We start from the raw sequence: 13,997 nt of genomic DNA, 5'->3' as shown, positions 1-13,997 counted from the left end.
CCGAAACGGGGCCGGACTCTCCGCGGGGCGTCGACGACTGCCGTTCGCGCCACATACATACGCTCCCGGGCCGTACCGGTGGGTATGACCGAAACAGCGACACTCGGCGGCGGCTGCTTCTGGTGTGTCGAGGCCGCGTTCGAGGAGCTCGCGGGCGTCGAGGACGTGACCTCCGGCTACGCCGGCGGCCACGCCGAGGAGCCGACCTACCGCGAGGTCTGCTCCGGGAACACCGGCCACGCCGAGGTGGTGCAGGTCGAGTACGACGGGAGCGTGCTGGGGTACGACGACGTGCTGGAGGTGTTCTTCACGATCCACGACCCGACCCAGCTGAACCGCCAGGGGCCGGACGTGGGCAGCCAGTACCGCTCCATCGTCCTCACCCACGACGAGGAGCAGCAGGAGATCGCGGAGGCGTACGTCGACGCCCTCGACGAGGAGGGCGGCTACGACGACGACGTGGTCACCGATATCGAGCCCCTCGAGACGTTCTACCGCGCCGAGGAGAAACACCAGAACTACTTCGCGAAGAACCCCGACGACGCCTACTGCACGATGCACGCCCAGCCGAAGATCGAGAAGGTCCGCGAGAAGTTCGAGCAGAAGGCCCAGGCCTGACGGACTCGGCGCTCAGTTCTCGAGCCGCTCCAGCAGTTCTTCCCGTAGCTCCGCCGCGCCGTCACAGACCACGTCACACGCCGAGAGGTCGGTGTCGGCGTTGTGGACGACGCGGTAGCCCACGACGACCATCCCCGCCCGCCGAGCCGCCAGCGAGCCGTTCCGGGAGTCCTCGACGGCGACGCAGGCCGCCGGATCGACGCCGAGGCGGTCCGCGGCCGCCGCGTAGATGTCCGGTTCCGGCTTGCCCGGTCCCGCGACCTCGTCGTTCGAGAGCACCAGGTCGAACTCCAGGTCGAACCGGTCGAGGGCGTACCCCATCCACGTCGGCGGCGACGACGAGACGAGCCCCACGGGCACCCCGGCCGCGCGGGCCGCCTCCCGGATCTCCCCGAACCCGTCGAGCAGTTCCACCTTCTCGCGGTAGATCCCCGCCGCGGTCTCGTCGTAGCGGTCGACGAACGCCTCCTTCGAGGCCGTCGTCTCGTAGTTCGCGTCGAGGTAGTCGTAGATCTCGCGGTACGGCATCCCCGTGATCTCGTCGAGATCCGGGCGCTCGCCGTCGAGCACGCCCGGTAACAGCTCCTCGCGCTCGGCGCGGTGCCAGTGATCCTCGGAGTCGACGACGACGCCGTCCATGTCGAACAGCAGCGCGTCCATGACCGCCGTACCGTTGCCCGCGCCATCGCGTTTGGGGTTTCGGGCCGACGCTCAAGGGGGATGCCGGGACCACTCCCGCGCGTGACCGAGACGATCCGGCTGTTCGCGGGCGACTGCACCGTCGAGTTCGAGGGCGAGCGCGAGCGCACCCAGCGCGGCTACGTGGTGGTCGTGGTGAAGCCCGACCGCACCGTGCTGGTCCACGACGCCGAGGGGTACCAGCCAGTGGCCTGGCTCACCCGCGCCGACGAACTCACGACCGAGACCGAGGGCGACTCCTTCTCGATCGTCGCCCGGAGCGGCGACCAGGAGCTCCGCGTCGTCTCCGAGGCGCCGACGGGGCGCCGGGAGTACCCCGCGACGGGGGCGGGCGTGCCGGTCGGCTGCTGCCCCGACTGCGGCGACGCGCTCGTGCGCGCCGGCGGGGAGGTGACCTGTCTGGGCTGTGACGCCGCCTACGGGCTCCCCGCCGGCGCGACCGTGCTCGACGAGCCGTGCGAGGACTGCGGGCTGCCGACGATGCGCGTCGAGCGCGGCGAGCGCTTCGAGCTCTGTGTCGACTGGGAGTGCGACTCGCTGGCCGACGCCGTCGCCGACGCGCTCGACGGCCGGTGGGACTGCCCGGACTGCGGCGAGCCGTTGGGCGTCGTCGCCCGCGGGAACCGCCCGTTCCTCGGCTGCGAGGCGTACCCGGACTGCGAGACGACGTTCTCGATCCCGGCGGGGGAGGTGGTGGGGGAGTGCCCCTGCGGGCTCCCGGTGTTCGAGACCGCGGCCGGCCGGCGCTGTCTGGACGGGACCTGCGACGAGTACTACGAGTCGGGGGTCGAGACCACCTCCGGGCCCTGAGCGACCGTTCCGGGGTCGCCGGCGTGCATCGACGCCGACGGCAGGGCGACGCCGCGCCCTATCACAGTCCCTATACCTGCCGCCCCGGGAGGTAGCCCCATGAACGGGACGTTTCGCGACGGCGTCGTCCACCTCTCGGGCAACGCCAGACAGCGGTTCTACGACTCCGGGGGGTACGGTCGCCCGGCCGGCGGGAGCGACCTCGAACTCGCGCCGGTCGAGGCCGCCCACCTGCTCTACCGGGGCGACCTCGACGCCGTCGTCGATGGGGACTCGGGGGCGTCGTTGGGGTTCCGGGAGTTCCTGACTCGCACCGACGCGGTCCTTGAGTTCGTCGTGTACAAGGACCTCCGCGATCGCGGCTTCTACCTCTCGCCCGCCCGGGACGGCTGGGTCGACCCGGGCGTCGACGACGCGACGGACTTCGTCGTCTACCCCCGCGGGAAGGGGCCGAGCGACGACGAGATCGCCTACCGGCTCCGTGTCGTCGGCGAGCGAGCGCCGCTGCCGGCCGCGAGCATCGACGAGCACGTGCTCGCGGTCGTCGACGAGGACGGCGAGCTCACCTACCTCGGGACGGAGTGGCTCTCGCCGTCGGGCACTGCCGACCCGCCGCTCCCGGACTCGCTGGACGCGACGCTGACCGACGACCGGCTACTGGTCTGGGACCCGCCCGCAGCGCTGTACGCGGACGGCTTCTTCGGCCAGCGGCTCGCGGGCCGGAACGCCGACTCGGGCCCGCTCCAGCTCTCGCTGCTCGAGGCCGCCTACCTCGCCCACCACGGCTGTCTCGACGTCGACGCCGCGACCGTGCAGGGCCACGCCGAGGCCGTCGAGGGCGAGCGGTTCCGCCGGCGCTACGCGGCTTACGAGGCGCTGCGGGCGGCCGGCACCGTCCCCAAGTCCGGGTTCAAGTTCGGCGCCGACTTCCGGGTGTACGAGGAGTTCGACGGCGTCTCGGATCTCGGTCACTCGGACAAGCTGGTCCGGGTGGTGGAGCCCGGCCACGAGTTCCTCCCCCGGGAGCTGTCGCTCGACGTGCGGCTGGCCGGCGGGGTTCGCAAGCGAATGGTTTTTGCGCTGACCGAGCCGAGTGACGGCATAGATTGGCTCTGCGTCGAGCGAATCACGCCGTGATCTACCGATGACCGAGGACCAACCCACACCGAAGACCGACGGGGGCACCGACAGCGTATCGAGCGACGACGTCGCCCTCGACCCGTGGGGGTCCTCGACCATCGAGGACTACCGCAAGCTGTTCGAGCAGTTCGGTATCGAGGAGTTCGACGCCGACGAAGTCCCCGACCCGCACTACCTGATGCGCCGTGGCGCCATCTTCGGCCACCGCGAGTACGAGCGCGTCGCCGAGGCGATGGCGAACGACGAGCCGTTCGCGGCGCTGTCGGGGTTCATGCCGACGGGCGACCCCCACATCGGCCACAAGCTGGTGTTCGACGAGCTCATCTGGCACCAGCAGCAGGGCGGCGAGGTGTACGGCCTGATCGCCGACCTCGAGGCCCACTCCGCCCGCGGGATGTCGTGGGACGAGATCGACGAGCACGCCCGGAGCTACCTGCTCTCGCTGATCGCGCTGGGGTTCGACGTCGAGGACGGCGAGCTCTACCGCCAGTCGGACAACCGCGTGCTGCAGGATCTCGCCTTCGAGATCGGCTCGACGACGAACTTCTCCGAGTTCGAGGCGATCTACGGCTTCGGCGGCGAAACGAACGTCAGCCACATGCAGTCGGTCGTCACCCAGCTGGCGGACATCCTCTACCCCCAGCTCGACGAACCGATGCCGACGGTGATTCCGGTGGGGCCGGACCAGGACCCCCACGTCCGGTTCGCCCGCGACGCCGCCGCCCGGATGCGCTACTTCAAGGTGACCGAGGCGTTCGCGAGCTTCGAACTCGACGACGGGGAGCGCGAACTGTTCCGGGAGCTGTACGACGACCTGACCGAGCGCGACGACGTCGACACCGACGACCTGCGGTGTGAGGACGCCGCCGACCACCTCACCGTCGAGATCGTGTCGCGCATGGGCGAGGGCGTCGACGAGGCGACGTACGAGTCGCTGTACGAGAAGCTGGAGAACGGCGGCAAGGAGCCGATCCGGCCCCGGGTTCGCTTCCTCGACCGCAACGCCAACGAGGCGGCCTTCGACGCGCTGATCGAGGCGATCCCCGGCGAGAAGCGCCGGTACGACGCCCACATCGACAGCTTCGACCTCGACCCCGAGGACGCCGAGGAGATCGCCCGCGAGGTCGAGATCGAGCACGACGGCTACGGGTTCCAGGCGCCGTCGTCGATCTACCACCGGTTCATGACGGGGCTGACGGGCGGGAAGATGTCCTCCTCGGTGCCGGCGTCGCACATCTCGCTGCTCGACGACCCCGAGGACGGCTACGACAAGGTGAAGTCCGCCGCCACGGGCGGGCGGGCGACCGCCGAGGAGCAGCGCGAACTCGGCGGGAAACCGGACGAGTGTCCGGTGTACGAGCTGTACGCCTACCTGCTCGCCGAGAGCGACGACGAGTTCGCGGCCCGGGTGTACGAGGAGTGCGCCGGCGGCGAGCGGCTCTGTGGCGGCTGCAAGGAGCAGGCCGCGGAGCTGATGCGGGAGTTCCTCGAAGAGCACCAGGAGAAACGCGAGGAGGCGAAGGAGATCCTCGAGGACGTGGACATCGACCTGAGTAGCGATCGGCGCGGGCTGGGCGGGCAGGAGGAGGAAGACGCGGTTTAAGACCGACACGTAGCAGTATTTTGCGGTGTTCTTTTCGGTGTTTGCCGCGCAGTCGTGGTCTCGAACCCCGTGAAAGCCCCCGGGCGCTGCGGTCGGGGGGCTCGCTGCGCGCGCTCACTCGCTCCGCTCGTTCACGTGCTTAGCGTGCAAGAGCCTTCGGCTCTCGCTGCCTCCCGCTCGCTTCGCTCGCGGGAGCGTCGCCCGCCGTCCCGCAGAGCCCGGCCCCTTTCAGTCCCACCCGACCGCACAGCCCACTGCCTCCCCAGCCGACTCGTTCGGCGTCGCTTCGCTCGCCTCACTCGTCCCTCGCGCGCTCGTTCGCGCCGACGCGCTCACGTCGCGCGCCGCGGCGGTCGCAGGTGCGGTCGGGGTGGACGCCTCGCGGGCGCCACATCGGCGCCGCGGGGGGAGGAGTGGGGACTGGATACCGCGCCGGGCCTCGTGCCCGGCGCATCGCGGTCACAAGTGGCCAACGGTCGGGATGCTGTCGCGGTCGTGGTCCGCCCCTCCGTCAACCGAACTGACGCCTGACGCGAACGACGCACCTGCTGACGGGTCGTTCGCGGAAGCTTTTTGCGAGAGCGCAGGAACGACGACGTATGGCGCCCGACACCGCCGCCCGCACGAATCGCCTCGCAGCCGCCGGTCGCGGGGTCGGGTTCTTCTTCGCCTGAGTCGGTCGGCGGAGCCCGGGAGCGGTGCGGACCGGGCGAAACCGGCCGAGCGGGCAGCACCGCCCCCGGAGCGACGACGCCGGGGTGACCGATCAGCGACACACACCACTCACCACATGCGACTTCCGGAACGACAGGTCGCGGCCCTGCAGGCCGCGAGCGCGACCGACGCACAGCCGATCCCCGCCCTCGCCGCCGCGGCGGGGATCGACGAGGCGGCAGCCAGGACTGCCGTCTTCGAACTCGAAGACGACGGACTGCTCGAGGTCGACAGCGAGACCGAGGAGACGGTCTCGCTCACCGACGAGGCCCGCGAGTACCTCGAGGCGGGCCTCCCCGAGGTGCGGCTCTACCGCGCGGCCGTCGCGGCCGGCGCCGACGAGGCGCCCGTCCAGATGGGGCAGGTCATCGGCGCCTCGGGGCTCGAGGGCCCGCAGGTCGACATCGCGCTGTCGAACTTCGCCCGGAAGGGGTACGGCGAGATCGACAGCGGCGAGGTCTCCGCCGACCCCGACGCAGACCCCGACAGCGACCCCGAGGTCGCCGCGCTCGAACGGATCGCGGCGGGCGAGCCCGTCGACGACGACGCCCTCCTCGACCGACTCGACGAGCGCGGCCTGATCGAGCGCGAGGAGCGCACCGTCCGCTCCGTGCTGCTCACGGACGCGGGCGTCGACGCGCTGATGGCCGGCGTCGAGGCCGCCGAGACCGCCGACCGACTCACCCCCGAGATGCTCACCTCCGGGGAGTGGGCGGACGTGGAGTTCACCGACTACAACGTCGAGGCCGACGCGGCCGAGGCGGGCGCGGGGAAGGTCCACGTGCTCCGGCAGGCCAGCGAGCGCGTGAAGGACGTGCTCGTCGGGATGGGGTTCCAGGAGATGGACGGCCCCCACGCCGACGCGGACTTCTGGATCAACGACGCGCTGTTCATGCCCCAGGACCACCCCGCGCGCACCCACTGGGACCGGTTCGCGCTGGACGTGGACCCCATCGAGGAGCTGCCGGAGGAGCTCCTGCAAGCGGTCGAGAACGCCCACCGAAACGGGGTCGGCTCGGACGGCGACGGCTACCACTCGCCGTGGAGCGAGGATTTCGCCCGGGAAGTGGCGCTTCGGGGCCACACTACCTCGCTGTCGATGCGCTACCTCTCCGGCGCGGCCGAGGGCGACCTCGAACCGCCCCAGCGCTACTTCTCGGTGGAGAAGGCGTACCGGAACGACACCATCGACGCCACCCACCTGCTGGAGTTCTTCCAGATCGAGGGCTGGGTGATGGCCGAGGAGCTCTCGGTGCGCGACCTGATGGGCACGTTCGAGGAGTTCTACCGACAGTTCGGGATCACGGACGTGCAGTTCAAACCGCACTACAACCCGTACACGGAGCCGAGCTTCGAGCTGTTCGGCCGCCACCCCGAGACCGGCGAGCTGATCGAGATCGGCAACAGCGGCATCTTCCGCGAGGAGGTGCTGTCGCCGCTGGGCGTGGAGTGTGACGTGATGGCCTGGGGGCTCGCGCTGGAGCGACTGGCGATGCTGTACACCGGCGCCGAAGACATCCGCGACCTGCACGGCACGCTCGCGGACCTCGAGTTCCTGCGGAACGCGGAGGTGATCTACTGATGCCCGTCGTCGACATCGACACTGACGAACTGCGCCAACTGACCGGCCACGAGGAGAAGGAGGACGACCAGCTGAAGGAGGACCTGTTCGGGCTCGGCCTGGAGTTCGAGGGCGAGACCGAGGACGGCGACCTGCAGTTCGAGTTCGCGCCCGACCGGCTCGACCGGCTCTCCGTCGAGGGCGTCGCCCGCTCGCTGCGCTACCAGTACGGCGACGACCGCGGGGTGTACGTCCCCGACACGAACGACGCCGAGTGGACCATCGAGGTCGACGACTCCGTGCCGGCCGAGCGCCCGTACGTCGCGGGCGCGGTCGTGCGCGGCGTGGACCTGGACGACGACGCGCTGGACTCGCTGATCCAGCTGCAGGAGAAGCTCCACGCGACGATGGGTCGCAAGCGCGCGAAGGGCGCCATCGGCATCCACGACCTCGCGATGCTGAAGGGCGAGCGCATCGAGCAGCGCGAGGTCGGCGAGGACAACGAGCTCGAACCGCCGGAGGACCTCACCCCCGTCGGCGGCGACGAGGGGCCGACCGACGTGGGCGGGCCGACGATCAGCTACCGCGGCGTCGCCCCCGACGGCGACGAGTTCGTCCCGCTCGACGCCGACCGCGGGATGACGCCCGCCGAGGTGCTCACCGACCACCCGACCGGCGAGACGTACGCCGACCTCGTGAGCGAGTACGGGCGCTACCCCGCGATCTACGACGAGCTGGGGCTGTTCTCGTTCCCGCCGGTGATCAACGGCCAGCGCACCGAGGTCACCACCGAATCCCGGGAGCTGCTGGTCGAACTCACGGGCACCGACCAGTGGACGATCGACCGGATGCTGGCGATCATCTGCTACGCGCTCGACGCCCGCGGCGCCACGATCGAGGCGGTCGACGTCGTGTACGACGACGACGCACCGGGCGAGCACGCCGGCGATCACCTGGTCCGCCCCGAACTCGACACGCGGGAGAAGACAGTCTCCCACGACCGGATCGAGACCACCCTCGGCATCGAGCTAGAGATGGAGGCGGTCGTCGACCTGTTCGAGCGCTCCGGGCTGGACGTGACGACGAACCTGGGGGAGGAGACCCAGTACGAGGTCGAGATCCCGCCGTACCGCGTCGACGTGCTCCACCCGTCGGACCTCGTCGACGACGTAGGGCGGGCGTACGGCTTCGGCGACCTCGAACCGGAGTACCCCGACATCGGCACCATCGGCGGCCGTCACGAGCGCAGCCGGCTGGAGCGGGCGACCCGGACCGCGCTCGTCGGGCTCGGGTTCGAGGACCTGCTGAACTTCCACCTGAGCAGCCCTGAGGAGAACTACGACCGGATGGGCGTCGAGGAAGGCGCCGACGCGCTGGGCGGCGGCGAGGCCGTCGAGGTCACCAGCGCCTACAGCGAGGACTACACCCAGCTCCGGACCTGGGCGCTCCCCTCGATCATGCACGTCCTGGAGAACAACACCCACCGGCGCTACCCGCAGGAGCTGGCCGAAGTGGGCTTCGTCGCCGAGCGCGACGACGGCGAGAACACCCACGTCGCCGAGCACCGCACGGTCGCGGCCGCGATCGCGCGCACCGACGCGACGTACGAGGACGTCAAGGGCAAGCTGCAGGCGCTCGTCGGCGAGTTCGACGCAGCCCTCGAGACGCCGGCGACGGAGCACCCGAGCTTCATCGACGGCCGCGCGGCCGAGGTCGTGATCGACGGCGAGTCGGTCGGCGTCGTCGGCGAAATTCACCCGGCGGTGCTGGTCGAGCGCGATCTCGAGGTGCCCGTGGCCGCCTTCGAGTTCCGGCTGGACGCGCTGGCGGAGTAAACCCCGGAGAGCGCCCTTCACCGGACCGAGCTATTTAACAGGCGTTCACGGGAACGTTCACCCAACATGCCCAGCGGCCCGTACGACGCCGACGCCGTCGAGGAGAAGTGGCAGGAGCGGTGGCTCGACGAGGACACCTACGCCTACCGCGAGGGCGAGGTAGACGACCCGAACACGGCCTTCGCCATCGACACGCCGCCGCCGACGGTGTCGGGCAGCCTCCACTGGGGCCACGTGTACGGGACGGTGCTGCAGGACATCGTCGCCCGGTTCACCCGGATGCAGGGCGAGGAGGTGTTCTACCCGTTCGGCTACGACGACAACGGGATCGCCTCCGAGCGGCTCACCGAGCGTGAACTCGACATCCGCCACCAGGACTTCGAGCGCCGGGAGTTCCAGCAGAAATGTCGTGAGGTCTGTGCGGAGTTCGAGGAGGAGTTCACCGAGAACATGCAGTCGTTCGGCTTCTCGATCGACTGGAACAACACGTACCGCACGATCGAGCCGCGGGTCCAGCGCATCTCCCAGCTCTCCTTCATCGATCTCTACGAGCAGGGGAAGGAGTACCGCAAGCGCGCGCCGGCGATCTGGTGTCCGGAGTGTGAGACCGCGATCTCGCAGGTCGAGACCGAGGACGACGAGCAGGACAGCCACTTCCACGACATCAGCTTCGACGTCGTCGACGCCGAGGCCGCGGGCCAGGAGGAGTTCACCATCTCGACGACCCGGCCGGAACTGCTGCCCGCCTGCGTCGCCGTGTTCGTCCACCCCGACGACGACGAGAACCAGAACCTCGTCGGCGAGCAGGCCCGGATCCCGCTGTTCGGTCACGAGGTGCCCATCATCGCCGACGACCGCGTCGACATGGAGACCGGCTCGGGGATCGTGATGTCCTGTACGTTCGGCGACCAGACCGACATCGAGTGGTACCAGGCCCACGACCTGGACCTCCGGGTCGCCATCGACGAGTCCGGCCACATGACCGAGGTCGCCGACGAGTACGAGGGGATGTCCTCCGCGGACGCCCGCGAGGCGATCGTCGCCGACCTCGACGAGACCGGCGCGCTGCTCGACCGCTGGCCGATCACCCACACCGTCAACGTCCACGAGCGCTGTGGCACCGGCGTCGAGTTCCTCGTCGCCGACCAGTGGTACGTCGAGATGCTCGACAGCACCGACGAGTACCTCGAGGCCGGCCGCGAGATGGACTGGTACCCCGAGAAGATGTTCTCGCGCTACAAACACTGGATCGAGGGGCTCCAGTGGGACTGGTGTATCTCCCGCCAGCGCTCCTCGGGGATCCCGTTCCCGGTCTGGTACTGCGAGCACTGCGACGAGGCGGTGATGGCCGAGAAGGCCGACCTGCCCGTCGATCCGCTCTCGGACGACCCGCCCGTCGACGCCTGCCCCGAGTGTGGGCACGACGAGTTCGTCCCGGAGGACGACGTGTTCGACACCTGGGCGACCTCCAGCCTCACGCCGCTGATCAACGCCGGCTGGGACTGGGACGAGGACGCCGGCGAGTTCACGATGGAGAACCCGGAGCTGTTCCCGATGGATCTCCGGCCGCAGGGCCACGACATCATCAGCTTCTGGCTGTTCCACACCGTCGTGAAGTGTTACGAGCACACCGGCGAGGTGCCGTTCGACTCCGTGATGATCAACGGGATGGTGCTCGACGAGAACCGCAAGAAGATGTCCAAGTCGAAGGGGAACGTCGTCTCGCCCCAGGAGGTCAAAGCGCAGTTCCCCGTCGACGCCGCGCGGTTCTGGGCCGCCGGGAGCTCGATCGGCGACGACCTGCCGTACCAGGAGAAGGGGCTGCGCGCTGGCGAGAAGCTGCTCCAGAAGCTCTGGAACGCCTCGAAGCTGGTCGACTCGCTCACCCCCGAGACGCCCCCGGAGATCGACGACGAGGAGCTGTCGGCGCTCGACCGCTGGCTGCTGGCCGAACTCGACGCCGAGGCGGAGTTCGTCCGGGAGAAGCTCGCGAACCGGGAGTTCTCGAAGGCGCGGGACAGCCTCCGCAGTTTCTTCTGGGGGACGTTCTGTGACGACTACCTGGAGATCGCCAAACAGCGCGTCCGCGAGGAGGACGACGCGTCGGCGCAGTACACGCTCGCGGTCGCGCACCGTCGCTTCCTGAAGCTGTTCGCACCGGTGCTCGCCCACATCACCGAGGAGATCTGGCAGGAGCTGTACGCCGGCACCGAGGCGCCCCGCGCCCCGGCCGGCGACGCCGCCGCCGACGGTGGGTTCGAGAGCATCCACCGCACGGCCTGGCCCGAGCCGACCGGGATCGAGGCCGACCACGCGGCCGGCGAGACGGCGATGGCCGTCGTCGGCGCGCTCCGGCGCTACAAGAGCGAGCGCCAGCTCCCGCTGAACGCCGAGCTCGACACCGTGGCGGTGTACGGCGACGTCGACGGGTTCGAGCACGACATCCGGAACGTGATGCACGTCGGGACGCTGGAGACGCTCGACGAGGAGCCCGAAATCGAGTCGGTCGTCACCGGGATCGACCTCGACTACTCGGTCGTCGGGCCGGAGTACGGCGGCGACGTGCCCGACATCGAGGCCGGCATCGAGAGCGGCGAGTACGAGATCGAGGGCGATCGACTCCTCGTCGCGGGCCACGAGCTCACCGCCGAGGAGTTCACGATCGAGCGCGAGCGGCAGTTCACCGGCGAGGGCGAGATGCTCGAGACCGACGACGCGCTCGTCGTCGTGCGGGCGTAGGTGAGAAGCGGTCCGCGGCTCCTTCTACAGGTCGGCGCCGACGGCCTCGGGGACGTGGTCGAACCCGTCGCGGTCGAGGAGCTCCAGCAGCCCCTCGTTGATGTCGCGTGCGAGCGAGGGGCCCTCGTACACGAGGCCGGTGTAGAGTTGGACCACGTCCGCGCCCGCCCGGAGCTTCCGGTAGGCGCCCTCGGCGTCGCTGACGCCGCCGACGCCGACGACGGGGACGTCGGTTCGCTCGGCGACGAACCCCACGAGCCCCGTCGAGCGCTCCTCGATCGGGTCGCCGGAGAGCCCGCCCGGCTCGGCCTGGTTGGGCGACTGCAGGCTCTCCGGGCGCTCGGTCGTCGTGTTGGCGACGACGACGCCGTCGAGCCCCTTCTCGGCGACCAGGTCGAGGGAGTCCTCGATCGCCGGGCCGGGGAGGTCCGGGGAGAGCTTCACGAGCAGGGGGGCCGCGCCGGCGTCCTGGAGCTCGTCGACGATCGCCTCCAGCGAGTCGCGGTTCTGGAGCGAGCGCAGGCCGGGCGTGTTGGGGCTGGAGACGTTGATCACGAAGTAGTCGCCCGCGTCCGCGACGCGCTCGTACGTGTAGCGGTAGTCCCCGGGCGCCTCCGAAAGCGGCGTCGACTTCGACTTCCCGATGTTGACGCCGACGGGGACGTTCGGGAGCGCGGTGTCGTCGAGGCGTTCGCCGACGGCGTCGGCGCCCTCGTTGTTGAACCCCATGCGGTTGATCAGCGCGCGGTCGGGCCGGAGGCGGAACAGCCGGGGACGGGCGTTGCCCGGCTGGGCCTCGGCTGTGACGCCGCCGACCTCGACGTGGCCGAAGCCGAGCGCGGCCAGCGCGTTCGGGAGGCGGGCGTTCTTGTCGAAGCCGGCGGCGACGCCGACGGGGTTGGGGAAGCGCAGGCCGAACGCCTCGGTCTCGAGGCGGTCGTCGTCGACGACGTAGCGCTCCCGGAGGGCGTTCTCGACGGGCGTCCCCTGGACGGTCTCGAGCCCGCGGCTGACGAGCGTGTGGGCGGTCTCCGCCGGCAGCGCGAACAGGAGCGGTTTCCCGGCGGCGTAGGGATCCATGGTCCTAGAAGTCGTGTTCCACGTCGTCGGCGTCGGCGGACTGGATGATGATCTTCCCGTCGCGGACGCGCACGAACACCTCCTCGCCGATCTCCATCCCGGCGACCTCGAGCTCGTCCTCGTGGAGGTTCACGTGGACGTTGTGGTACTCGCCGTTCTCGTCTTTGGCCCCGCTCGGGCTGAGCTTCTTCTTGCGGACCATCTGGTCTGTCTATCTCCGTTTGGCTTCAGACGGTACTAAAGTGTTTGTCTCCGCCCGCCGCGCGCCCGAGCCTCTGTCGGGTTGGTTGCGGCTAGTTTTCCCAATATCTCGAGTGAATCTAAAACAACCATATATAAACCTGTCGCTCAGGAGGGTCGTTCGCCCCGATATTTTTATATCGGACCCTGTGCACCACTCCCATGGAGAGAAACCATGGTACGAGAAGACGGTAAGCGAAACTTCGCGCTTCGGGACGACGATGGCGAGGACAGCGTGTTCTCGGGCAACACGCCGCGGCAGGCGGCGCTGAAGGCCGCTCGGCGGCTCGAGCCGGCCGACTCCGAGAGTTCGGCCGACCGCGTCCCTATCGAACTCCGGGAGAAGGGGACCGACAAAGTACACATCTACGAGGGATGGGCCTGGGAGGAGGAAGCCCCCGACAACAAGCCCGACTGGATGCCCGAAGTCATCACGGAGGCGAACGTCTCCAAGCAGGGGATCGAGCACCTCGACGAGTAGACGGCCGCCGTCGCCGTCTGTCGCTTCGACAGGTGTATGACTCCCCGCGTCGGACCGACCCGACGCGCGGTACCACGCGGCCAGACCCTGCGTGCGAGCGTGGGATGACCGGCCGCCCTCCTGCCGCGCAGTATCTTCCACTCGAGAGCGACTGCGCCGTCGACGGTGCGCCCGTGTGAACACCCCGCGTGAAACCGCATGACGTAGCGAGGATACTCCGACGGGGTTAAGTACTCACCTCCCATCGAATGGAATGCGAAGGTCGCCGGGGCGGTCGCCCCCGGTGACACCCGGACTCGCTCGGCGCGAGCCCGGTACGATCCGACGCCCTTAAGTGAATACGGGCGTTCGGAACTAATACGCAGAGGGCAGCGGGATTCACCCCGGGATCGACCCGGATTTCCGCTGTCCGCGACGGATGAGGATTCCGCCCCCGTGGTCCGCCGCAGGACGGTATCTGATGCGAGCCTTGGTAGT

10 protein-coding genes and 2 pseudogenes are annotated in these 13,997 nt (G+C 69.5%); 9 read left to right on the top strand and 3 right to left on the bottom strand.

Going from position 1 to position 13,997, the window contains the following annotated elements:
* Nucleotides 1-84 precede the first annotated feature (84 nt).
* On the top strand, nucleotides 85-618 hold the full coding sequence (gene msrA, locus ACP95_RS11710; RefSeq protein ID WP_049981385.1) for a peptide-methionine (S)-S-oxide reductase MsrA: 534 nt from the start codon (nucleotides 85-87) through the stop codon (nucleotides 616-618).
* 12 nt (nucleotides 619-630) lie between these two features.
* Here the strand turns inward: msrA and ACP95_RS11705 are convergent, their stop codons facing one another.
* Nucleotides 631-1,278, bottom strand: a complete 648-nt coding sequence (locus ACP95_RS11705) for an HAD family hydrolase (RefSeq protein WP_049981384.1) — start codon at nucleotides 1,276-1,278, stop codon at nucleotides 631-633.
* Between the two features lie 60 nt (nucleotides 1,279-1,338).
* On the opposite strand from ACP95_RS11705, the gene ACP95_RS11700 reads away from it, so the two are divergent.
* From ACP95_RS11700 to ACP95_RS11675, 7 genes and pseudogenes are all read left to right on the top strand, one after another.
* Complete coding sequence (locus ACP95_RS11700; protein ID WP_049981383.1) at nucleotides 1,339-2,127, top strand: endonuclease NucS domain-containing protein; 789 nt, start codon at nucleotides 1,339-1,341, stop codon at nucleotides 2,125-2,127.
* Between the two features lie 99 nt (nucleotides 2,128-2,226).
* Entirely contained in the window at nucleotides 2,227-3,264 is a 1,038-nt protein-coding gene (endA, locus tag ACP95_RS11695; RefSeq protein WP_049981382.1) for a tRNA-intron lyase, read from the top strand.
* 7 nt (nucleotides 3,265-3,271) lie between these two features.
* Nucleotides 3,272-4,870, top strand: a complete 1,599-nt coding sequence (locus ACP95_RS11690) for a tryptophan--tRNA ligase (protein ID WP_049981381.1) — start codon at nucleotides 3,272-3,274, stop codon at nucleotides 4,868-4,870.
* Nucleotides 4,871-5,660: 790 nt separating this feature from the next.
* The gene (gene pheS, locus ACP95_RS11685; protein WP_049981380.1) at nucleotides 5,661-7,166 is read left to right on the top strand and encodes a phenylalanine--tRNA ligase subunit alpha; all 1,506 of its coding nucleotides are present in this window, start codon (nucleotides 5,661-5,663) and stop codon (nucleotides 7,164-7,166) included.
* A pseudogene (locus ACP95_RS16645) lies at nucleotides 7,166-7,613 on the top strand (phenylalanine--tRNA ligase subunit beta); the annotation flags it as partial. The gene pheS and the pseudogene ACP95_RS16645, both read left to right, overlap by 1 nt.
* A 104-nt stretch (nucleotides 7,614-7,717) precedes the next feature.
* A pseudogene (pheT, locus tag ACP95_RS11680) lies at nucleotides 7,718-8,980 on the top strand (phenylalanine--tRNA ligase subunit beta); the annotation flags it as partial.
* 66 nt (nucleotides 8,981-9,046) lie between these two features.
* Nucleotides 9,047-11,719 (top strand): valine--tRNA ligase, encoded by a 2,673-nt coding sequence (locus ACP95_RS11675; protein WP_049981378.1) that lies wholly within the window; start codon nucleotides 9,047-9,049, stop codon nucleotides 11,717-11,719.
* A 24-nt stretch (nucleotides 11,720-11,743) separates the two neighbouring features.
* Here ACP95_RS11675 and ACP95_RS11670 read toward each other — a convergent pair whose 3' ends face one another.
* Together ACP95_RS11670 and ACP95_RS11665 are read right to left on the bottom strand one after the other, a co-directional pair.
* The gene (locus ACP95_RS11670; protein ID WP_049981377.1) at nucleotides 11,744-12,799 is read right to left on the bottom strand and encodes a quinone-dependent dihydroorotate dehydrogenase; all 1,056 of its coding nucleotides are present in this window, start codon (nucleotides 12,797-12,799) and stop codon (nucleotides 11,744-11,746) included.
* A gap of 4 nt (nucleotides 12,800-12,803) precedes the next feature.
* Complete coding sequence (locus ACP95_RS11665) at nucleotides 12,804-13,001, bottom strand: hypothetical protein (protein WP_049981376.1); 198 nt, start codon at nucleotides 12,999-13,001, stop codon at nucleotides 12,804-12,806.
* A gap of 213 nt (nucleotides 13,002-13,214) precedes the next feature.
* On the opposite strand from ACP95_RS11665, the gene ACP95_RS11660 reads away from it, so the two are divergent.
* Nucleotides 13,215-13,520, top strand: a complete 306-nt coding sequence (locus tag ACP95_RS11660) for a non-histone chromosomal MC1 family protein (protein ID WP_049981375.1) — start codon at nucleotides 13,215-13,217, stop codon at nucleotides 13,518-13,520.
* Nucleotides 13,521-13,997 lie beyond the last annotated feature (477 nt).

The organism is Halolamina rubra (genome assembly GCF_000739555.1).
GTDB lineage: Archaea > Halobacteriota > Halobacteria > Halobacteriales > Haloferacaceae > Halolamina > Halolamina rubra.
The sequence above is the reverse complement of the archived record's forward strand: the minus strand, read 5'-3'. Positions and strand labels throughout refer to the sequence as shown.